We start from the raw sequence: 20,599 nt of genomic DNA, 5'->3' as shown, positions 1-20,599 counted from the left end.
GGGTGTGTTGGGGGCTGTCTAGATGGATTGGCTGTAGCCAAAGAACTCATGGTCGTTGTTGTACCCGCCTTGGCCGCCGCCAACTTCGGAGAAGCTTTCGACGAATTCGATGCCTTTGATCCACTTGACCATTTTGAAGCCGAGTTGCACCTCGTTGCGCAACCGCACCGGGGCGCCGTGACCGAAGGAGAGGGCCTGGCCATTCATGTCATAGGCGAGCATGGTCAGCCCGTAATGCATTTGCTCGATGGGTTGGGCATCGTAGTACGTTCCTGCGTCCGAACCTTCGGCAAAGGAATAAAAGATCACCCACTTCGCTTCAGGCGTCGGGTTAACCAAATCCATGATGGTCTGCATGGACACCCCTCCCCATTTCGCCACGCCCGACCAGCCCTGGATGCAAAAGTGCTGGGTGATCTGCTCGTGGTGGGGAAGCGCCCGCAACTGCACCAGGTCCAACTCCACCGGGTTTTCCACCAGCCCGCTGACCTGCAACTTATAGTTGGCGAAGTTGCCTTCGCGCAGATCTGTGTATTCCCGGGATTCGGGGTATTTGCCGTTGTGCCAGAAGTACGGGGAGATGTCCTTCTCCGTGTACTGGCCAGGCTTGGAATCAATATGCTCAAACAACCGCTGTGCCGGACCTATCAGTGCGTAGCTGACACGCTGGATGAGCCGTGGATAGCGGTAGGTCAAGGGGGTCGCGGCAACCCAGCCAACGATGACGATGACCATGGACGCGGCGAAGATCCAGAACCCGGTCCAGGACTCGGTGTTCTGTGAGGCGTACATGTGGTTGAGGTTGTTCAGTGCGCCCGTTGTCAGGACCAGGGTGACGTGGATGATGATGAAGAGCACAAACCAGCACATGACCAAAAAGTGCAGCGAGCGGGCCACCTGGATGCTGAACGCAGAGCTGATCCACCTGAACTTCGTCGACAGTGCCGGTGACATGCCCAATCCGGTGATCAGGGCCAGCGGGGCGGCTATGAAGACGGTGATGAAGTAGGCGATGAGTTGCAGGCTGTTGTAGTTGGTCCATCCGGTTTCCACCGGCCAGTCCAGGGAAAGGTATTGGATGCCCACTGAGATGGAATTGGGGATGACGTCCCAGTGCAGCGGAATCAGGCGCAGCCACTGTCCGGTGCTAAAGAGCAGGATATAAAACACCAGTCCGTTGAGCAGCCACAGCGTGTCAACACCGAGGTGCCACCAGCGCGCCAGCCCGATGGTGTGGCGCCGACCGGGCAGGCCGACACCGGCGGGCAGCGTGATCGAATCTTGCTTCGCGGTGTACAGAGGGTCTTCGGGCACGGGTATCTGCATCCGGAACCAGTTCCTGCCGGGACCGCTGTGACGGGTCCAATACAGCCGGGGATGGTCAGCCAGGATCTGCCATCCGGAGCGGATGATGAAGATCATGAAAAACAGGTTCAGGAAGTGTTGCCAGCCCACCCACGCAGAGAATCCCACCGGAGCGCCGCCCGGAAGGCTGGACGTACCCGGGTACTGGGCCATGAAGGCCTGAACGCCGGGGAGATCCCGGATTCCTCTGGCGACCGCGACCCCGATGACCAACAGCAAAAAGCCGATCGGAATCAGCCAGAGCAGGTTGAACCACTTGCTCGCACCGATCCGCACACGGGGGGCCACCCCGTACTGCGCCGGAATAGAGCCCGCCCACTGCGCATCGATGACGTCGTCGTCCTTATGGGTCAGCTCCGACCGGAAACTCTTGTACGCGTGCGGCCCCTCATCCGCTGCGGGCGGAGGCGGCTGCGTGGGGCGTCCATCGTCCGACGGGAAGGACTGCGGATCTGCCGGTGTTTTCATAATTTTGAGCCTAGCCCTGGACATGCGGATCTGATAGGGCTCAGATCCGTCGAGAAATGATCCCAGCGATCCAACAAACCGTCGATTTCGGCGCTTCGAGGAGTCACCTTATCCCTGGCGGCTGTGTCGTCGTCCTGGTTCCGGTGTGCTCGTGTTCTCTCAGTCTCCGAGGATTGTGGGCAACGGCCGAAATGAAGAAGGTGGACCACAACTTTTCTTCCGCGGTGTCGAACCTCGCTGAAGTGCACTTCGCGCCATGGCATGGTGCAGCGGTACGTCGTGCGCGGTGGATGGGTCATGGCCTGGTGCTTGCGGCCGCTATGTGGTCAGTGGCTTTTTGTGGCGGAGTAGTTTGTTTTTGTCTTCCAGTTCGAGTCCGTTGATCTCCGGTAGCAGGGCCTTGACGAACCAGAAGGACAGGACGGCAAAGAACGCGAAGCCGGCGTAGACGTAGCCGAGGCCGACGGCGGCGCTCATGATTGGGAAGAGCAAGGTCACGATGAAGTTGAAGATCCAGTTGAATGCTGTCGCGATGCCCAGGGCCAGGCCGCGGATCTTGTTCGGGAAGACTTCCCCGAGGACCACCCACATGACCGGCCCCCATGTGGCGGCGAAGAAGATGACGAACAGGTTGGCGCCGATCAGGGCGATCGGCCCCCAGGGGCCGGGAGCGAGAGGGAGGTTCCTGAGCCGGTGGCTTGGGAGAAGGAGATTGCGGCGGCGATGAGTCCGACGAACATGCCCACTGAACCGACCAGCAGCAGGCGTTTGCGTCCGACCTTGTAGACGAAGAATATGGCGACGAACGTCAGCACCACATTGATCGTGGCCGTGATCACGGACGTCGTGGACGAGTCTTGCTGGCTGAAACCCACCGACTCCCACAGCGTGGTGGAGTAGTAGAAAATGGCGTTGATGCCCACGTGCTCTTGAAACGCGGCCATGCCGATGCCGATCCACAGGATGGGTTGGAGCCCGAGCGCGGGGCCGCGCAAGTCACGGTAGGTCGAGCGCCGCTCGTTTTCCAGGCTCTCCGCGATTTCTTTCAGGCGCCCCTCGGGATCCGTTGGCGCGGTGACGCGCCGGATGACGGCCAGCGCATCCTGGTTCCGACCCTTGCGGATCAGGAAATGGGGGGACTCTGGAATCGTCAGGGACAGCAGGCCGTAGACGACGGCGGGGATGACGCCGACCAACAGCATCCACCGCCAGGCGTCCATGCCCCACCATAACTGGTTTCCGGCGCCGCCGGCAGCCCTTTCCAGGCCCGCGTCGGAGAGCAGTGCCAGGAAGATGCCCAGCGTGATGGCCAATTGTTGGAGCGAGCTGAGCCCGCCACGTATCCGGGCAGGGGCCATTTCGCCAATGTAGGTAGGGGCTATGACTGAGGCGATGCCGATGGCCAGCCCGCCTATGATCCGCCACGACATCAGCTCCCACACGGCGAAGGCATAGGCCGAGCCGATTGAACTGATCACGAACAAGGACGCTGCCAGGACCATGACGGGCTTGCGGCCCCAGACATCGGCCAGTTGGCCGGCGAACCAGGCACCGATGGCACAGCCGATCAACGTGATGGCCACGGTGATTCCCACGGCCGCGGAGCCCATGCTGAAGGTGGACTGGATCGAATTGACCGCCCCGTTGATCACGGAGGTGTCAAAACCGAACAGGAGGCCGCCCAAGGCGGCCGCGATGGTGATGATGAGGATTCTTCCCCGATGGGGGGCGGGGTGTTCCCTGCCCCGGGTGGCGGGGCGGCTTCATCTGCTGGATTTGCACTCACGGTCCACCACGATCCTGGCCCCCTTGGGTGGCCAACAGTGAAGCCGGGCCGGTGCTTGGGCTGTGGCTGTCAGCTGCCTTTGCCTTGCGTTGTGGCGGCCTTGTGGGGAAATCTACCACTGTGCCAAACGGGGCAACAAGGGGAGTTGGTGCCGCAGTAACCGTGGCACCCCGCAGAAAAGGGGTTACCTGGTCGTGCTCTGGCCGGTCGGTGTCCGCGGGTGTAGCTTGAAGACAGGTGCCGCCTGGACCCTGCAGTTCCCTGTCTTCAACACTTATGGAAGTTTTCGACGAGAACCCCCGTTTGGCAGGAGTACAACCATGAATGACGATCAGCTTGATCTTTGTAGGAGGCTGGCCGGGCAGTTGCGGGTGGATTCGATCCGTTGCAGCACCAGTGCCGGTTCCGGGCATCCCACCTCGTCGTTGTCGGCGGCGGACCTGATGGCTGTCCTGCTGGCGGGGCATCTGCGCTACGACTGGGACCAACCCGACTTGCCGGTCAATGACCATCTGATCTTCTCCAAGGGCCATGCCTCCCCACTGCTGTATTCCATGTACCGGGCCGTCGGGGTGGTCGATGAGGATGAGCTCATCAACACCTACCGACGGCTCGGGGCACGCCTGGCCGGGCATCCCACCCCCGTACTGCCGTGGGTCGACGTGGCCACCGGCTCCCTGGGCCAGGGCCTACCGGACGCCGTCGGGATCGCCTTGGCGGGGAGGTACCTGGACAGACTGCCCTATCATGTGTGGGTGTTGTGCGGGGACAGCGAGACGGCTGAGGGCTCGATCTGGGAGGCGTTGGACAAGGCCAGCTACTACAAGCTGGGGAACCTGACGGCGATCGTGGACATCAACCGGCTTGGCCAGCGCGGACCCACCGAACTGGAATGGGACGTGGAGCGGTACGCCGCCCGGGCGGAAGCATTTGGGGCCCGCCCCATCGTCGTCGACGGGCACGACCTGGGCGCCATCGATGCGGCACTGAGCCAGGCCCGGTCCGCCACCGATGTGCCGACGGTGATCCTGGCCAAGACCATCAAGGCCAAGGGTGTCCCTGAGCTGGAGGACAAGAACGGCTGGCACGGCAAGGCCCTCCCTCCGGAGATGGCGGAACGGGCCATCGCGGCGTTGGGCGGGCCCACCAGTGTGCGTGTCACAACACCCGCCCCTCCACCGGGCCGGGCGGTCCCGGCCATCACACCGGATCCGGGCGCCGCCGTCGTTCTTCCCAGCTACGAACTTGGGGAGATGGTGGCCACCCGGGTGGCCTTCGGCGCCGCCATCGCCGCACTCGCAGCCCGCACCGAAATCGTCGTCCTTGACGGGGAAGTCGGGAACTCCACGCACGCCGAGGAGTTCGCGAAGGTGTGCCCTGAACGGTACTTTGAAATGTTCATTGCCGAGCAGCAACTGGTCGCATCGGCCGTGGGCGTCGCGGTGCGCGGGTACATCCCCTTTGCCTCCACCTTTGCCGTGTTCTTCTCCCGCGCCTATGACTTCATCCGCATGGCCGGAATCTCACAAGCCAACATCCGCCTGGTGGGTTCCCACGCCGGGGTGGAGATCGGGGAGGACGGGCCATCCCAGATGGCCTTGGAGGATCTGGCCGCCCTGCGGGACGTATACGGGTCCATCGTCCTGTACCCGGCCGACGCCACCTGCACCGCCAGGCTCACCTTGACCATGGCCGACACCGACGGCATCGTGTATTTGCGCACCACCCGGGGCGCCTACCCGGTGATCTACCCGGACGGGGAAACGTTCCCGGTCGGCGGCTCCAAGCTCCACCACGCCGGGCCCGAGGACCAGGTGGCCTTGGTCGGGGCCGGGGTGACACTCCATGAGTGCCTGGCCGCGGCAGATGAACTCGCCGGATTGGGCATCAAGGTCCGGGTCATCGACGCCTACTCGATCAAGCCCATCGACCGGGCAGCCCTGGTTGAGGCCTGCAAGGTCACCGGGAGCCGGCTGGTCGTGGTGGAGGACCACTACCCCGAAGGCGGACTGGGAAGCGCCGTATTGGAAGCACTGGCCAACGCTTCCGTGCCGGCCCTGAGAATCGCGCACCTGGCCGTGCGGGGGCTGCCCACCTCAGGGAAACCGGCCGAACTCCTCGACGCCGCCGGTATCTCTTCCCGGCACATAGTGGCAGCCGCACGTGGACTGGCCGGGCAGTGACCCCCATAAGCAGGTCCTGACAGACAAGGTGACTCAATGAAACCCACACAGCGACTTCACGCATTCGGCCAGAGCCTCTGGCTGGACAACATCACCCGGAACCTGCTCGATTCCGGCACACTAGAGCGCTATATTGCCGAGGACTCGATCACCGGGCTGACGTCCAACCCGGCCATTTTCGACAAGGCCATCGAGGCCGGTACTGACTACGACGAGGACATTGCCGCTGGCAAGGGCAAGGGGGCTTCCGATGAGGAGGTCTTCTTTGATCTTGCGCTGGCGGACCTGCGGCGTGCCGCGGACCTTTTCGCCCCGGTCCATGCCCGCACCGACGGGGTCGATGGCTGGGTTTCCCTGGAAGTCTCCCCCCTGCTGGCCCAGGACACCGGAGCCACGGTGGAACAGGCCAAGGCGTTGCACGCCAGATCGGGGCGTGCGAACATTTTCATCAAAATTCCAGGGACGGCCGAGGGCCTGCCAGCCATCGAGGAGTGCATCTTCGCCGGCGTGCCCATCAACGTGACCCTGCTCTTCTCGGCCACCCAGTACCAGGACGCCGCAGAAGCGTTCCTTCGGGGGATCGAGCGGCGGGTGGCCGCCGGCTTGAACCCCGTTGTCGCCTCGGTCGCCTCGGTGTTTGTCAGTCGCTGGGACAAGGCCGTCGCCGGCCGGATCCCGGGCCACCTCCAAGACCGGCTGGGCATCGCCGTGGCAACGCAGGCCTACCAGCGGTACCTGACGCTGCTGGAGTCCCCACGCTGGGGACGGCTGGCCAACGAGGGCGCCAGGGCCCAGCGCCTGCTCTGGGCCAGCACCTCCACCAAGAACCCGGCCGCACCCGATACCTTGTACGTCAGTGCCCTGGCAGCGCCGTTCACCATTAACACCATGCCCGAGGCCACGCTGGTGGCCTTTGCCGGCCACGGCGAGGTGGGGGACCTCCCGGCATCCAAGGCCCGGGCCGCGAAACAGGTCCTGGCCTCCTTCGCCGAGGTCGGCATAGACCACGACGAACTCGCCGGACAACTCCAAAGCGAAGGGACCCAGTCCTTTGATGCCTCATGGAAGAACCTGCTGGCCAGCATCGGCACCAAGGGCGACAAACTCGCCACCAGCGGCCATTAGAAACCCAGCCCGCGGTGGATGCACGCACAGCGGGGACACCAAGTGCGGGAGGATGAACCATGGCAAGCAACGACGAAACCAGCGACAAAAACGACACTCTCATGAAACTCAGCGACATGGGAGAAACCATCAAACTGGGGGACGAGGACATCCGCAGCTACACCGTGAGGGACAAGGACGGCAACGACATCGGGAAGGTGCATGACCTGCTGATCGATCCGCGTGGAAACACGGTCCGTTTCCTGGTGGTGGAATCCGGCGGGTTCCTGGGAATGGGGGAGAGAAAGTCCTTCATTCCCGTGGATGCCATCACGCAGATCACCATGAACGAGGTCCACATCGACCAAAGCCGTGAGCGGGTGGCGGGCGCGCCGCCGTACGACCCCGAACTGGTCACCACCCGGACCTACCACCAAGACTCGTACGGCTACTACGGCTATACGCCCTACTGGGTAGCCGGCGACACATACCCCGGCTTTCCCTTCAAAGTTTCGTTGTTTGGCAGTGAGTCCGCACCGCGCCCCGATGCGGAACGGTCACCGTGAGGGAACCGTCCACCGCCGCACCCGGCAGGCACAGTCAACAAGCATCTTCATCCACCGAGATCACCGGAAAAGGGGTTCCACCATGTCACTGCCACGCACCAGGCTCGTGAAGAAGGAAAAAGCAGCCGAAGGGACCATGTTGTTCCAGTTCGAAAAGCCCGACGGTTTCACCTACAAGGCCGGACAATTCGCCGACTACACCCTGATCGACCCGGCGGAGACCGATGCCGAGGGAAACACCCGCGGATTCACCCTCTCCAGCGCCCCCTACGAGCCGAACCTGATGTGCACGACCCGCATGAGAGACACGGCCTTCAAACGTGTGCTCAAGGACATGCCGATCGGGACGGAGGTGGAACTTGACGCCCCCTACGGATCCTTCACCCTGCACAACAAGGTCGCCAGGCCTGCCGTCTTTCTCACAGGCGGAATCGGAATCACACCCGCACGCAGCATCATCCTGGAGTCGATCCATGAGGCGAGCGGGCACAAGATCTTCCTGTTCTACTCGAACAAGCGTCCGGAGGACGCGGCCTTCCTGGACGAACTGGACCAAGTCGCCGAGGCGAATGCCGACGTCACCGTCGTGGCCACCATGACCGATCCCGAAAAATCCCGGCATGCGTGGACCAGGGAAACCGGGTACATCGACCAGGACATGCTGGCCAGGTACATTGAGGACCTGACGCTGCCGATCTACTACCTTTGCGGCCCTGCCGGCATGGTCACCGCCATGCGCACCCTCCTCAACGTCGCCGGCGTCGACGATGACGACATCCGCACGGAAGAATTCACCGGCTACTAAAAAACGGGCCCAGGAGGCGACGGAACAGCCGTCGCCCATCAGAGACCGATCAGCCCGTCCCGTCAGGCCGGGCCCGGAGCCAGCGGAATATTTTGAAAGATGCACCATGAGCGGGCAAATCTCAACAATCCTCATTCTCGGGGCCCGCGGGGATCTTGCCGGGCGTTTGCTGCTCCCCGCTGTGGGCCAGCTGCTGATGATGGAGCCGGGCCGGGCCGGGCCGCGCCCTGCACCTGATCGGATCCGGCAGCGGGCAGTGGACGAATGAGACGTGGCGGCAGCGGGTCAAGGAGTCCTTCGACAGCGCCTCCGTCACCGGTGACACGGCAGCGTCCGTGCTGAAATCCACGACCTATCTTTGCGGTGACTTCACTGCCCCGAAGGACCTGCAGAAACTGATCGATGCCTGCGAGGGTGCCCCCGCAATTTGCTTTGCCCTGCCCCCGGCCGTCGTCGCCCAGGCGTGTACAGCGATGGCAAAGAGGTCCCACTTGTCGACTACGCAGCTAGGACCAATGGGCCACCGGACTGGACCGACATCCACTGACATTCGGCAATCAGTTGTAGAGGCGGCCGTCGAGCACCGAGCGGGGCTGCTGCTGCGGGCTGGGGTGGGCGATGACCACGCGGATGCCGTCGGGGTCCCTCCCCTCAACGAACGTCACCTCCCCGCCGGTGTGCGTGTAGGTGTAGCAGCCACGGTCCTTGAGCAGCTGCTCGAAATGATTCAGTGCCTGTGCGCTGTCGGTGGCCCACATCAGGTGGTGTTCGCCGATGCCGCCGGTTGGGTGCCCCTTGCGGTTGCCGATGGCGACCAGATAGATTTGGAAGCCGCCCGGGGCCAACAGCAATGCACCGTTGCCATGGCGGAGGGCGACCGTGCACGCGAAGACCTCCCGGTAGAAGCCCACCGATCTCTCCAGTTCGGTGACGAAGATGACCGAAGAGGCAACCGTGGCCGTGAACTCCATCTCCCCGCTTCCGGCCCCTCCGTCCGGCTTGGTCGCAGCGGACTCTCCAACATGTTCGGGCGGGGGATTCCCAGTGCTGTCCAGCAGCTCGGCCAGGTCGGTGACGACCACATCGGCGCCGTGTGTTCTTAGCTGGTCTGCGTAGCTGTGGCCACCGGCAGGGTCGTGGTGGTTGACGCCGATCACGAGGCCGAAACGTCCGGCCCGGCCTGCTTCCACCCCCGCCAGGGCATCTTCGACGACAACGCTTCGGGCCGGGTCCACGCCCAACAGTCGGGCCCCTTCGAGGTAGCTGTCAGGGGCGGGCTTGCCTGCAAGGTGGCACTCCTTCACCACGTGACCGTCAACGCGCGCGTCGAAAAGGTCGGCTATCCCGGCAGCCTCAAGCGCGGCTGCCGTGTTCTCGCTGGCGGACACGACGGCGGTGGGGATCCCCAGCAAATTCAGCACCTTCACGAGTGCGATGGCGCCGTCATAGGCTGGGACCCCGCCGGTCTTGAGGGCTTGAAGAAGCAGTTCGTTCTTGCGTTTGCCGAGTCCGTGGACCGTGCGGGCGTCCGCAGCATCTCCGTCGGTCCCCTCCGGGACGGTGATGCCGCGGGCGGCCAGGAAGTTCCGCACCCCGTCCGCGCGTGGTTCCCCATCAACGTAGCGCTGGTAGTCCGTGCCCGGATCGAACTGGGTGAAGACCTGGCCGCTTCGGGTACCCTCGTCTTTGAGGAACGCGTCGAAGGCCTGCTTCCACGCGGCGGCGTGCACCGAGGCGGTCTTCGTCAGGACCCCGTCGAGGTCAAAGAGCCAGGCATCATAGGCGACAAGGTCCACTGGTGGGTGTTCTCGGCCCTTGGCTGTTTCCGGATGCGCAGTGTTCATGGCGTTTCTTTCCATGTGGTGGTCCTGCCGTGTTCACGGCGGGGGAGTGGTTCGCGGCCTGTCGGCTGGGTGGGGTGCCCGGCTTCGCCCGGCAGCGGCCGGGATGGCGAGGTCGGGTGCGATACGGGATTTTTCATAACGGTGACTTCCTCGCCGAAGTGGAGTATCTGCAGGGTGTCACCGACCAACAAGCGGTAGTTGGTGGCGTCTGGTGTGGTCTCGACCTGCAGGCACCGTCCGCGAAAGAGAAGGCGGAAACAGAGCCGGGTAAGGCCCTCGGGCAGGCGTGGGGCGAAGCTGAGGGAACCGTCCCGCTCGCGCATGCCGCCCAGGCCGGCGACCAGGGCGATCCAGGTGCCGGCCAGCGAAGCGATGTGGACGCCGTCGCGGGTGTTGTGCTCCAGATTGTCCAGATCCATCAGGGCTGCCTCGGCCAGGTAGTCATAGGCTAGGCCCAGATGGCCGACCTCGGCGGCCATGACCGCCTGGGTGCAGGCGGACAGGGAGGAGTCGCGCACCGTGAGGCGTTCGTAATAGCGGAAATTCGCGGCCTTCTGTTCCGGGGTGAAAGCCTCACCGCGCAGGTGCATGGCCAGGACGAGGTCCGCCTGCTTCACCACCTGCTTGCGGTAGAGATCGAAATACGGGAAGTGCATCAACAAAGGGTAGTGTCCGGGGTCGGTGCCGGCGAAATCCCATTCCTGGTGCGCGGTGAAGCCCTCCGCCTGCGGATGGATCCCAAGTACCTCGTCGTAGGGGAGCATCATGTCCCGTGCGGCGTCGCCCCAAGCCGCCATCTCCTCATCATCGATTCCCAGTTCACGGGCCCGGTCCGGATTTCTCTTCGCGATGGCGACGGCGGAGGCCAGGTTGTGCTGGGCCATCAAGTTGGTATAGGTGTTGTTGTCCGCGACGGCACTGTACTCGTCCGGTCCTGTGACCCCGTCAATGCGGAAACGGCCCTGGTCATCGTGGTGGCCCAGGGAGCGCCAAAACCGTGCGGTCTGGGCAATGAGTTCCAAGCCGAAGGTCCGCTCGAAGTCCGCGTCTCCGGTGGCACCCAGGTAGCGGACGACGGCGTCGGCGATATCCGCGCCCACATGGAAGGCCGCCGTCCCCGCCGGCCAGTAACTGGAGCATTCGGCTCCTGCGATGGTGCGCCAGGGAAAGGCGGCCCCCTTCATGCCCAGCTGGGCCGCCCGTTCCAGGGCCGGCCCCAGGGTGGAGTGCCGCCAGGTAAGGGCATGGGCGGCAGCACCTGGCACGGTGTAGGTCAGCACGGGCAGCACGAAGGTTTCCGTGTCCCAAAAGGCATGGCCGCCATACCCAGTCCCTGTCAGGCCCTTGGCCGGAATCGCGCGGCCCTCGGCCCGGGCCCCGGCCTGCAGCACGTGGAAGAGGGCGAAGCGGACGGCCTGCTGGATCTCGGCGTCGCCGTCAACCTCGACATCTGCCCGTGCCCAAAAATCATCCAGATAGGTGCGTTGTTCGGCCAGCAATCCGTCCCAGCCGCTCTGGCGCGCCCCCGTCAGTGCGGCGTCAACCTGGTCGCGCAACGCCTGGCGGGTTCGTACCTCGGACCAGCCATAGGTGACGAACTTGACCACGCGCAGCCGATCGCCCCGCTCCAGGGTGACGGTCAGGCTGACCCGGCCCAGATCGGGGAAGCTCTCGGCCAGCACCTGCGTGGAAGCCGGGCCGTCCACCAGATGGTCCATGCCCGCAGCCACGCACAATCCGCTGCGCTCGGTGCGGTGCACCAACTCCGCCCGTGCGCCGTCGCTGGCGTACATCTCTGACCGCAGCGGAGACTCCAGCACGGCCGCCACCCGGGGGTCTCCGTTGGCCGGGGGCAGCGGCTCGTTAACGACCAGCTCCGACTGGACCACCAGGCGAACCGGGCCATCGACCGCCTCCACCTGATACTCGATGGCCGCGACCGAGCGCTGCGCCAGTGACACCAACCGGGTCGATGAGATGCGGACCGTGCGCCCGGCTGGGGAGGACCACAGCGCGCTGCGGCGCAGCACGCCGGCCCGGAAGTCAAGGACCCGCTCGTGGCTGTGAAGCCGGCCGTACCTGACGTCGAAGGGCTCGTCGTCGACCAACAGCCGGATCAGCTTCCCGTTGGTGACGTTGATCATGGTCTGGCCCGATTCCGGATAGCCGTACCCGGCCTCCGCATATGGCAGCGGGCGCAACTCATGGACCCCATTGAGGTAGGAACCCGGCAGCTCGTAGGGGGCGCCCTCATCCAGGTTGCCCCGCCAGCCGATGTGGCCGTTGGACAGCGCAAACACCGACTCGCTCTGCGCCAGCACGTCCAGATCCAGACCAGTCTCGCGCAGGCACCACGGCTCGCAGCCAAACGCCGGATGCGAAATCACGGGGACGTCGGATTGTTTTGGACCAGATCAGCCAAGACCGCGGCTTCGCTGATGTCCACCTGCCTGGTGGCGGTCAGCAGCACCAGGTTTCCATGCCGTGCCAGGGCCCGCAGGTGTTCAAGGGTCCCGGCGCGTTCAGGCTCTTCAAGTTCGGTCCGGTACCGGCGGCCGAATTCTTCGAAGCGTTCCGGATCGTGGTCGTACCACTTGCGCAACTGTGTTGAGGGGGACACCGTCTTGCACCACTCATCGAGATCCGCTTTTTCCTTGCTCAGGCCGCGCGGCCAGATACGGTCCACCAGCACACGGGAACCTTCCCCATACACCCTGGCCTCGTAGACGCGGCCCGCCTTCACTTTGTGAACATCTGCCATGATCCCGCCTTTCCTCGCCTCGGCACCAGTCTCGCAGTTCCAGACACCCGTGGCTAGGGAGCTTGTTCCAGTGCCACTGTCCCGCCGCCAGCCAAGGACAACAGGCAGCGTGCGTCCCCAGGGACGATGAAGTGATCCGGGATGTGAATGCTGTGGAGTTCATCGCCTCATCGCGGCGTTCTGCGATTGTTCCGTGCCGCAATCATCAGCGGCACGCGCCGTCTACTCGCGCAAGGGCGGCCCTCTCCATCAGGCTGGGACCCTACCGCAAGCTGTCCAAGTGATGTGAGCAGTAGCCGAACCACGACGGACCCGATGCGGCGAGTGAAAACTCGTTGCAGCGGGGCCGTTGTCATGTGTCCACCAGGGAGTACCCGGGTGAACGGTTTGGATACTCGATAGTATGGCGTATGGCGTATGCGTATGGCCTCTGGTGGTAGTGTCCGGCTGGCGTCCCTGGATACCTGAACATCCGTTCCGGCGGGCCTGCCCGCAATGCCTGACCGATCCCGGCAGACAGAGTCTGTTGCTGATGTGGTAGTTGTCGCTGCTGCTGAGCTGCCCGGCGCACGGGTGTCTGCTGGAGTCGTGCATCGGATTCCTGGAATCTATCTTGAATGGGCAGACGGGAACAATGTTCCACACCCCGCGGACGAGCAGATCCGCGCGATGGACCAGTTGACCTGGTAGGGTCTCGTGACCGGGAAGGTCCGGTTCCCGCCGCGCCGGAGCGTTCATGCGGGACTCTGGTTCCGCCTGCTGCGCAAGGGGCAACCCGAAACCAAGATTGGGGATCTGTGCACAGAACGTGGTATCACTCGCCAGACCCTCTACCGCCATGTCTCCCCAACAGGGGAACTACGGCCCGACGGTGAGAAGGTCCTGACCCCAGAATAGCCACCAACTCGGAAATGAGCCTGGGTGTTGAGATCCGCTGATGGTGGTTTCTTTGGTGCTCAGGTTTCTGGGAGGAAGATGTCTTCGATCGTCTGGTTGAAAGTCCGCGCGATCGCAAACGCGAGGGGCAGGCTCGGGTCGTATTTTCCGCTTTCAATGGCGATCACGGTTTGTCGAGTGACATTCAACTTCGCCGCCAGCTCAGCTTGGGTCAGATCGTGTTCGGCGCGCAGCACGCGAAGGCGGTTCTTCATGGGCGGTACCTCTGATTGACGACTACGGAGCCGATGGCCCAGCACACCCCGTAGGTTGCGAACGCCCATATCCAGGACAGTGTGGGTGCACCGAAACTGTCTAGGAGGCCATAGCTGAGGACAAGGGCCGACCCTGCAGAGAATCCGATTGCCAATGATTCGGTGAGTTGGCGTCTGGCGAACTCGTCGGCTTCTCGACTGAATTGAATGGCCGACCAGGCAAGGAAGAGGACTGCCGGGATGGGGATGAGTCCCAAGAGAACGCGTTCCGGACCCTCGGCTACGGTATGGGTGATAAGCAAGGCAATTGTTAGCAGAATCATGTAGCTCACCATGCCGATGGCGAACCTCACGGCATAGCGCTTGCGAAATTGGGGTTTCATTTCTCTCCTGTTCATAGCGGTTGTTGCAACTGGCCATCACGAGTAGGGAAGACCAGGAGGGATATTATCGGTCAGCCAGTGAGCGTGATCAGCTGGCGGACGCGTTCACGCCGGAGGTAGAGCGCACCGAGCAGCACACCAACTAGGGTCATGGTGATCACGCGCGTAGCTGCGGCCTGCGGTGAAACGAGGCTGGATGCCCGTGCTGCAGTCCAAAGAAGCGCCGTGCGAAGCATCAGGAGTCGGAACAGCAGTGCACTGGGCGCGTTGGCGGCTGCGGACGAGTAAGGTGTGTCCGCGACATGGACGGTATTGACGGTGCAACTCTCATATCATCATTGTAAATGATACTTTACTAAAAGTATAGTAACCTATACATAAAGTACGATACTCTATACATATAGAGCTCCTTCGGAACGCAACGAATGCAGTCGAACAGGACGACGGTGAGCTGGCAGTTGAGATCCAGCGATGCGTAGACCGCCATCGCATCCCGGAGGAATTCGACACCCCACGCGAGTTGGATAGTCCTCGTTCGGCCTGTCGGCGCAATGCCCCTGTGTCAACTGCAGCAGGAACCCACCCGTCACCTGCATCGAAGCTGCCACCGGTCCGTAACCCGGACGTCCGGTCACGGATGGGCGAGCCGACGAGTGTTGCCGCCGTTGACCCCGGGTGGGCTGGCGCCTCAACAGAAGCGATCTACACTCCGGACCCGATGCCCAATCTTGGGTTCGTGTCACCTAATGCAGTCATCGGACTGGCCATGACGGAAGTCGGCGCCATTGACGCACGGCTGGCCGGATAGCAACGGGGTCTTGGCAGTAAAGGAACAGAAATGAACGGTAGCTCCGTATGTCGGTTTGGGGTGTACCCGAGAGAACAGGTCGAGACCGCTACGGAGTTCCGTCTATCATGGTCTGGTTCGGCTATGGTTAGACATAACTGACGGAGGGTCTAAAGTATGGCTGGACACAAGGGGCAGGTGGTGGGTTACGTGCGGGTCAGCGCCGCCGACCAGAACGAGGCACGGCAACTCGAAGCACTCGGCCCCGTCGACAGGCTGTTCTCCGAGAAGGTCAGCGGTAAGAACACTGACGACCGGGCACTGCTCCAGGAGATGCTCATTTACGTTCGTGATGGGGATACGGTCCGGGTGAAGTCACCTGACCGTTTGGCACGGTCCACGACAGACCTTCTCGCTCTCGTGGAGCAGCTCAATATCAAGGGCGTTGCCTTGGAGTTCATCGACAACCCGGCCCTGAACACTGATACACCGCAGGGGGAGTTCATGCTCACGGTGCTGGCCGCCATTGCGCAGTTGGAGCGCAAGACCATCCGTGAGCGTCAGGCCGAGGGCATTGCCATTGCCAAGAGGAACGGTGTCTACGACCGGGTCCCGAAGCTTGCACCGGAACAGATCCAGCTCGCACGCGAGCGGATCGCCCAGGGCGTACCCAAAGCCAAGGTGGCCCGGGACCTTGGCGTCTCGCGGCAGACGCTGTACGCAGCACTAAACGGCAGCGGTAAGTACGCCGATTTCAGCTTATGAACGACGGTGATGGAGATGCGCCCGATCCCGCTGCAGGAGCCGGTTGAGGCTGTTGAACCGGGTACATTCCTGACGCTGACCGCTTACAGTACACCAGGATTGAAACCGTCAGTATGAGATCCGAGACCCGCGACAACACCTGTCAATAAATTGAAAAGGACTTCATTCTGACGGGTTGGAAGGCATCATGCCTGACGTGTGTTTGGGTACACCCCAACCAGAATCACAGAGCTAGCGTTCAATCCTGTTCAGTTACTACCCCCCCCGTTTCATTGATAGCTACCCCGATAGGCGGGGTAGCTATCAATGCAACGGGCAGTTCACACCTTCGGCAGCCCGGGGATAGCCCTAAAGTTCTTTAAGCGCGGTAGAGCGTTGTCTCCCGGCTCTCGCCATAAGGCACGGTTTCGTCGAGTCGGAGCGTGTATCGGTTGGAGTCGTGACGTGTCACCATGATGCCTCTGAGGTTCTGAGAGTCCGTTCCTGCGAGCCTTTGCGCTTCGATCGCCGAGCGCAGAACTGCTTCGGCTTCGTTCAAGAGAGCATATTTATCTTCGGAAGGGTCAACGATGACTTCCAGATTTTGGCGAGTAGGTTGAGGCATTGCGGTATTCCTTGTCGAGTGGGTTCTGAAGTATTCAATTGGGAATGGCGGAGTGCACATTTTCCTCGTCGTTGGCTACGATGAGATTTCTTGGTGGCTAGTGGATTCGCCTGGATTTTCCGGGTGGTGTCATCGGAGCGTGTATTTGACCAGTGCCTGTTCTTCGATGAGTTCCCAGTCCAGGTCTACGCCCAGTCCGGGCTTGTCTGATGCCCTGACAAGTCCGTTGGAATCTATGCGGATCGGGTCTAATGCGGCGTACTCCATTGGCTCCAATGGCATGGCTTGTTCAAAGTAGCGGCAATTGGGGTATGCGAGCATGAGGTGAAGGTTTGCAGCTTGGGAGAGGGTGTAGCCCCAGGACTGCAATTCGACATTCATTGAGTGTGCTTGTGCGGCGGACATGATGCGTTGGGCTCCGGTGATTCCACCGGCGAGGGTGGCGTCGATGCGGGCGTGGTCCCAGCTTCCCATGGACATGCCGGCCTGAACTAGGCCCAGTGTCACCAGCTCGTTCCCGGCCGGGATGATTTCGATGTCCAGCTTGCTTCGAAGCCAGCGATAACCTTCCAGATCATTGTCGGGCAGGGGCGCCTCGAACCAGGTGTATCCGAGTTCTTCTAGCCGGCGGCCGACCCGTAGGGCTTCGTGGCGGGTGTAGCGCCCTTCAACATCGAGCATCCAGGTGACATCCAGATCACCGTATTTATCTGCGACGGCGTTGACCAGTTCGAGGTCCTTGTCGGGGTAGCACCAGGTGTGGAATTTGATGGCTTGGTAGCCTTGGTCCAGATGCTGGGCGACCATGTTCAGGTATTCCTCGATGGTCTCGAAGAAGGGGGTGCTCGCATAGGCGGGGATTTCATCGCGGTGGCCACCCAGGAGTTGATACAGTGGTGCATCAAAGGTCTTGCCGGCTAGGTCCCACAACGCGATGTCCAGGGGCGCTAGGGAAAAAGGCAGCATGGAGGCACACCTGTTGGACATCATCTCGTGGAGGAATCCCCGGTTGAGTGCGTTCTGGCCGATGAGGGAGCTTCCAACATGTTCGATGGCCCTCCCCAAGGACGTGTCCACTCCACCTTCGGTCCAGGAGATGGCCCCTCCGACGCCGAACGTGTCGCCTGCGTTGATGCGCACCACCGTGTTGGTGATCTGCAGTTCGTCGTAGTGGGCAGAGGTCCTGTACCTCGCCTCGGGATTTGTTAGGACAAACACGTCCACTGAGTCGATCCGCAGGGATTTCATACGGGGCTTCCCACGGACATTTCCACCCGATATTTCGCAATAAGGTCCTCATCAAGTTCAACGTTCAGACCGGGGACATCCGATACCGGGACCTTGCCGTCGACCAGGGTGATGGGATTGGTGACAAGGTCAAGGGATAGGGGACTGGTGCTTTGGGAGAATTCGATGAGTTCTCCGCCGGGGATGCTGGCTAAAAACTGCACGGTGGCGGCCATGAGGATGCCGGTGCTGAAGCCATGGGGGACCAGTTCGGTGCTAAAGCTTGTGGCGATGCCGTGGATTTTTCGCATCTCCGTGATGCCACCGCAACGGGTGATGTCGGGTTGGATGATGTCCGGGCGTGATTCGCGGATGAATTCGGAAAATTCTGCCACGGTGGAGAGGCCTTCGCCGCCGGATATCCGGGTCCCTGAGTTTTCCGCCAAACGGCGCAGGCCCAGATGGTCGTCGCTGGGCAGCGGCTCCTCGATCCAGTCCAGGTTGAATTCTGTCATCCGTTCGCACTGGGTTTTGGCGTAGCGGTAGTTCTTCCACTGGTACACCAGGTCGATGGCGAGCCCGGTATCCTCGCCTGCGGTGTCTCGGACCACCCGCATGACCTCATGGTCATGGTCCGGGTCGGCGCCGAACAGTCCTCCACCCAACTTTAGGGCGGTGAATCCTGAATCGAGAAGCCCTTCGACAAGATTCGCATTGTCCCTAGGGCTGTCCTTGGGAATGAAGGTGCCGTAGGCGGCAATCTCATCACGGACCTTGCCGCCCAGGAGTGTATGGATCGGCACACCGTAGTGCTGGGACGAGATATCCCACAAGGCGATGTCGATCGCGCTGATGGCATGGATGGCTGCCCCGCGCCGACCCATGTAGGAGGACTCGTGGTACATCTTGCGCCATAGCCGGTCAATGTCCAGGGGGTTTTCCCCCAGCAGGATTTCCCTCAGTCCGCGACTTGTCGAATGCGACGAGGGAGTCTCAACCATAGCCTTGAGCACGGCAGGGGCACTGTCGGATTCGCCAATTCCAGTCAGCCCGGTGTCGGTGTGGACCTTGACAAGAAAGGCGTCTTCACCCCATTCGCACTTTTCACTGAACGAGGGGACTCGCAACCAGATTGCCTCGATGTCGATGATTTTCATGGTCAGACTAATCCCTTCGGGGTCACTGTAACTTCCGACTGTTTGGCATTGACAGGGATCAGCAGGCCTGTTTTCATGTCGATGCGGTTTGAGTCTTCCCGCAGCCAGCGGATCAGTCCCCAGACTTGCACGACCAGCAAGAAGAGGAATGGCACTGCCGTCAAGGTCAGTCCGGTCTTCAGCGTGCCCAGGTCGGCGTTGATGGCCAGCATGGCCATCGGAACGGCAGCCAACATGACAACCCAGAACAGTCGCAGACTGCGTGCCGGATCGGTCCCGTGCGGCAGGTTGCGGGTGCTGACGGCAGCGACGGTGAACGAGGTGGCGTCCATGTGCGAGGCGAGGAAAACTAACATGATCAGGAAGTACACGATGGAGAAGAACCCACCGAAGGGCAGGGTGTTCAGAAGATCGGCAACGGCGGTGTCTCCGCCCTTGCCAGCCAGGACCTGTGGGGCGTTGACGGTCCCGTGGTTCATCTGGTGGATGGCGTAACTGGAGAGAATGCCGAAGAAGAACATGGTGCCTGCGCATCCGCCCACCATCAGGCCAAGGACGGTCTGTCGGATGGTGCGTCCCTTCGATACGCGGGTGATGAAGATGGCTACCCCGGGCAGGTAGGAAATCCAGTAAAGCCAGTAGAAGACCGTCCAATCCCGTGAGAACGAGCCCCCACCGTTCGGGTCGGTGAACAGGCTCATATGCACGAAGTTTTGTGCCTCCAAACCGGCGGCGTTCACGATGTTGTCCATGATGAATTCGGACGGGCCAATCAGGAACACCACGGCGGCAAAGACGAAGGCAGCCACGATCGCGGTTTTGGCCAGTTTCTGCAATCCCTTGTCGATACCAACGAAGGAACTCAGTCCGTATAGGACGGTGGACACGGCGAGAATGAGGGCCTTTAGCCAGAATGCGTTCTCAATGCCTAGGAGCCCGGCGACTCCGGCGGAGACGGTGTTGACCGTCACGGTCACGGTGAGGATCAACCCGCCAAAGGTGCCGAAGAGGAACAAGAGGTCAATGATGCGCCCGCCGACGCCGTCGGCCTTGACCTTCTTGGTCACAGCCTCGATGTTGCCCGCGTAGCTGAGGCGCTTGCCCTTCCGGACGTGGAAGTAGTAGGCCATTGAAATTCCAGCGACGACGTACATGGCCCACGGGATGGGACCCCAGTGGAAGAAGGTGTAGGACATGCTCACATCCAGGGCCTCGCGGGATTCCGGTTGGATATTCAGTCCGGGTGTCTGGAAGTAGTATGCCCATTCCATGAAGGCCCAGTACATGGTGGCTGATCCCAGTCCTGCGGCAATGAACATGAAAAGCCAGCTGGAAGTTGAATACGCGGGCTTGCCTTCGCCGAGCTTGATGCGTCCGAACTTGGAGACGGCCAGGAGGACTGCCAGCAGGAAGCACCCCAATCCGAGGACCTGAACGGGCGCCCCGAAAATCCTAGTGGAGCCGTCGAACAGGGCGCTTGCTGAGGACTGCGACTGGCTGGGCCACAGTAGAAGGGCGGTCACGACAATGGCAACAACTATGATCGCACCAATGACGAGCACTTTATCGATGCGAGGTTTCGGTGGTTGAATGCTGCTTTGCGCCGTGGTGGCGGCCTCTGTCTGAATCATCCTGGCTCCTTT

At 61.9% G+C, this 20,599-nt stretch carries 19 protein-coding genes; 7 read left to right on the top strand and 12 right to left on the bottom strand.

All coding sequences use genetic code 11. From position 1 onward, the window contains the following. Positions 1-18: 18 nt before the first annotated feature. From AAGW05_RS15170 to AAGW05_RS15160, 3 genes are all read right to left on the bottom strand, one after another. Positions 19-1,833 carry a molybdopterin-dependent oxidoreductase gene (locus AAGW05_RS15170; protein WP_411805390.1) on the bottom strand — a complete coding sequence of 605 codons (1,815 nt, stop codon included), beginning with the start codon at positions 1,831-1,833 and terminating at the stop codon, positions 19-21. A gap of 318 nt (positions 1,834-2,151) precedes the next feature. Continuing rightward, the gene (locus tag AAGW05_RS15165; protein WP_411805401.1) at positions 2,152-2,454 is read right to left on the bottom strand and encodes an MFS transporter; all 303 of its coding nucleotides are present in this window, start codon (positions 2,452-2,454) and stop codon (positions 2,152-2,154) included. 20 nt (positions 2,455-2,474) lie between these two features. Continuing rightward, positions 2,475-3,518: a sugar porter family MFS transporter gene (locus AAGW05_RS15160; RefSeq protein WP_411805389.1), complete on the bottom strand. Its 1,044-nt coding sequence runs from the start codon at positions 3,516-3,518 to the stop codon at positions 2,475-2,477. Between the two features lie 421 nt (positions 3,519-3,939). Between AAGW05_RS15160 and AAGW05_RS15155 the strand changes: the two genes are divergently transcribed. The 5 genes from AAGW05_RS15155 (at position 3,940) to AAGW05_RS15135 (ending at position 8,545) form a co-directional block, all read left to right on the top strand. After that, positions 3,940-5,802 carry a transketolase gene (locus tag AAGW05_RS15155; RefSeq protein ID WP_411805388.1) on the top strand — a complete coding sequence of 621 codons (1,863 nt, stop codon included), beginning with the start codon at positions 3,940-3,942 and terminating at the stop codon, positions 5,800-5,802. A gap of 36 nt (positions 5,803-5,838) precedes the next feature. After that, positions 5,839-6,927, top strand: coding sequence for a transaldolase (gene tal, locus AAGW05_RS15150; RefSeq protein WP_411805387.1), 1,089 nt, complete (start codon positions 5,839-5,841; stop codon positions 6,925-6,927). Between the two features lie 59 nt (positions 6,928-6,986). Next, entirely contained in the window at positions 6,987-7,472 is a 486-nt protein-coding gene (locus AAGW05_RS15145) for a PRC-barrel domain-containing protein (RefSeq protein WP_411805386.1), read from the top strand. 82 nt (positions 7,473-7,554) lie between these two features. Next, positions 7,555-8,277, top strand: coding sequence for an FAD-dependent oxidoreductase (locus tag AAGW05_RS15140; RefSeq protein ID WP_411805385.1), 723 nt, complete (start codon positions 7,555-7,557; stop codon positions 8,275-8,277). A 106-nt stretch (positions 8,278-8,383) separates the two neighbouring features. Beyond that, entirely contained in the window at positions 8,384-8,545 is a 162-nt protein-coding gene (locus AAGW05_RS15135) for a hypothetical protein (protein WP_411805384.1), read from the top strand. A 289-nt stretch (positions 8,546-8,834) separates the two neighbouring features. Here the strand turns inward: AAGW05_RS15135 and AAGW05_RS15130 are convergent, their stop codons facing one another. The 5 genes from AAGW05_RS15130 to AAGW05_RS15110 form a co-directional block, all read right to left on the bottom strand. Further along, complete coding sequence (locus tag AAGW05_RS15130) at positions 8,835-10,121, bottom strand: beta-phosphoglucomutase family hydrolase (RefSeq protein ID WP_411805383.1); 1,287 nt, start codon at positions 10,119-10,121, stop codon at positions 8,835-8,837. Then, positions 10,118-12,508 (bottom strand): glycoside hydrolase family 65 protein, encoded by a 2,391-nt coding sequence (locus tag AAGW05_RS15125; protein WP_411805382.1) that lies wholly within the window; start codon positions 12,506-12,508, stop codon positions 10,118-10,120. Before AAGW05_RS15125 ends, AAGW05_RS15130 begins: the two co-directional genes overlap by 4 nt. After that, the gene (locus AAGW05_RS15120) at positions 12,505-12,882 is read right to left on the bottom strand and encodes a DUF488 domain-containing protein (RefSeq protein ID WP_411805381.1); all 378 of its coding nucleotides are present in this window, start codon (positions 12,880-12,882) and stop codon (positions 12,505-12,507) included. Before AAGW05_RS15120 ends, AAGW05_RS15125 begins: the two co-directional genes overlap by 4 nt. Before the next feature lie 956 nt (positions 12,883-13,838). Then, a complete protein-coding gene (locus AAGW05_RS15115) occupies positions 13,839-14,033 on the bottom strand; it encodes a helix-turn-helix transcriptional regulator (RefSeq protein WP_411805380.1) in 195 nt (64 codons plus the stop codon). Further along, the gene (locus tag AAGW05_RS15110) at positions 14,030-14,416 is read right to left on the bottom strand and encodes a hypothetical protein (RefSeq protein WP_411805379.1); all 387 of its coding nucleotides are present in this window, start codon (positions 14,414-14,416) and stop codon (positions 14,030-14,032) included. Before AAGW05_RS15110 ends, AAGW05_RS15115 begins: the two co-directional genes overlap by 4 nt. 559 nt (positions 14,417-14,975) lie before the next feature. Between AAGW05_RS15110 and AAGW05_RS15105 the strand changes: the two genes are divergently transcribed. Both AAGW05_RS15105 and AAGW05_RS15100 read left to right on the top strand, forming a co-directional pair. Beyond that, complete coding sequence (locus AAGW05_RS15105; protein ID WP_411805378.1) at positions 14,976-15,224, top strand: hypothetical protein; 249 nt, start codon at positions 14,976-14,978, stop codon at positions 15,222-15,224. 156 nt (positions 15,225-15,380) lie between these two features. After that, positions 15,381-15,968: a recombinase family protein gene (locus AAGW05_RS15100; protein ID WP_411805377.1), complete on the top strand. Its 588-nt coding sequence runs from the start codon at positions 15,381-15,383 to the stop codon at positions 15,966-15,968. 358 nt (positions 15,969-16,326) lie between these two features. Here the strand turns inward: AAGW05_RS15100 and AAGW05_RS15095 are convergent, their stop codons facing one another. From AAGW05_RS15095 to AAGW05_RS15080, 4 genes are all read right to left on the bottom strand, one after another. After that, a complete protein-coding gene (locus AAGW05_RS15095) occupies positions 16,327-16,572 on the bottom strand; it encodes a hypothetical protein (RefSeq protein WP_411805376.1) in 246 nt (81 codons plus the stop codon). A gap of 129 nt (positions 16,573-16,701) precedes the next feature. After that, positions 16,702-17,820 carry a mandelate racemase/muconate lactonizing enzyme family protein gene (locus tag AAGW05_RS15090; protein ID WP_411805375.1) on the bottom strand — a complete coding sequence of 373 codons (1,119 nt, stop codon included), beginning with the start codon at positions 17,818-17,820 and terminating at the stop codon, positions 16,702-16,704. Further along, on the bottom strand, positions 17,817-18,956 hold the full coding sequence (locus AAGW05_RS15085; RefSeq protein ID WP_411805374.1) for a mandelate racemase/muconate lactonizing enzyme family protein: 1,140 nt from the start codon (positions 18,954-18,956) through the stop codon (positions 17,817-17,819). Before AAGW05_RS15085 ends, AAGW05_RS15090 begins: the two co-directional genes overlap by 4 nt. Before the next feature lie 2 nt (positions 18,957-18,958). Beyond that, positions 18,959-20,587, bottom strand: coding sequence for a BCCT family transporter (locus AAGW05_RS15080; RefSeq protein ID WP_411805373.1), 1,629 nt, complete (start codon positions 20,585-20,587; stop codon positions 18,959-18,961). Positions 20,588-20,599: the final 12 nt, after the last annotated feature.

The sequence above is a fragment of the Arthrobacter sp. LAPM80 genome (assembly GCF_046736435.1).
GTDB lineage: Bacteria > Actinomycetota > Actinomycetes > Actinomycetales > Micrococcaceae > Specibacter.
This window is presented reverse-complemented; position numbering and strand designations above follow the sequence as displayed.

Coding starts and splice junctions, on each gene's coding strand:
- AAGW05_RS15090 (WP_411805375.1), bottom strand. CDS start 17,820: ATGAAATCCCTGCGGATCGACTCAGTGGACGTGTTTGTCCTAACAAAT.
- AAGW05_RS15170 (WP_411805390.1), bottom strand. CDS start 1,833: ATGAAAACACCGGCAGATCCGCAGTCCTTCCCGTCGGACGATGGACGC.
- AAGW05_RS15145 (WP_411805386.1), top strand. CDS start 6,987: ATGGCAAGCAACGACGAAACCAGCGACAAAAACGACACTCTCATGAAA.
- AAGW05_RS15120 (WP_411805381.1), bottom strand. CDS start 12,882: ATGGCAGATGTTCACAAAGTGAAGGCGGGCCGCGTCTACGAGGCCAGG.
- AAGW05_RS15155 (WP_411805388.1), top strand. CDS start 3,940: ATGAATGACGATCAGCTTGATCTTTGTAGGAGGCTGGCCGGGCAGTTG.
- AAGW05_RS15140 (WP_411805385.1), top strand. CDS start 7,555: ATGTCACTGCCACGCACCAGGCTCGTGAAGAAGGAAAAAGCAGCCGAA.
- AAGW05_RS15115 (WP_411805380.1), bottom strand. CDS start 14,033: ATGAAGAACCGCCTTCGCGTGCTGCGCGCCGAACACGATCTGACCCAA.
- AAGW05_RS15085 (WP_411805374.1), bottom strand. CDS start 18,956: ATGAAAATCATCGACATCGAGGCAATCTGGTTGCGAGTCCCCTCGTTC.
- AAGW05_RS15110 (WP_411805379.1), bottom strand. CDS start 14,416: ATGAAACCCCAATTTCGCAAGCGCTATGCCGTGAGGTTCGCCATCGGC.
- AAGW05_RS15080 (WP_411805373.1), bottom strand. CDS start 20,587: ATGATTCAGACAGAGGCCGCCACCACGGCGCAAAGCAGCATTCAACCA.
- AAGW05_RS15100 (WP_411805377.1), top strand. CDS start 15,381: ATGGCTGGACACAAGGGGCAGGTGGTGGGTTACGTGCGGGTCAGCGCC.
- AAGW05_RS15130 (WP_411805383.1), bottom strand. CDS start 10,121: ATGAACACTGCGCATCCGGAAACAGCCAAGGGCCGAGAACACCCACCA.
- AAGW05_RS15095 (WP_411805376.1), bottom strand. CDS start 16,572: ATGCCTCAACCTACTCGCCAAAATCTGGAAGTCATCGTTGACCCTTCC.
- AAGW05_RS15135 (WP_411805384.1), top strand. CDS start 8,384: ATGAGCGGGCAAATCTCAACAATCCTCATTCTCGGGGCCCGCGGGGAT.
- tal (WP_411805387.1), top strand. CDS start 5,839: ATGAAACCCACACAGCGACTTCACGCATTCGGCCAGAGCCTCTGGCTG.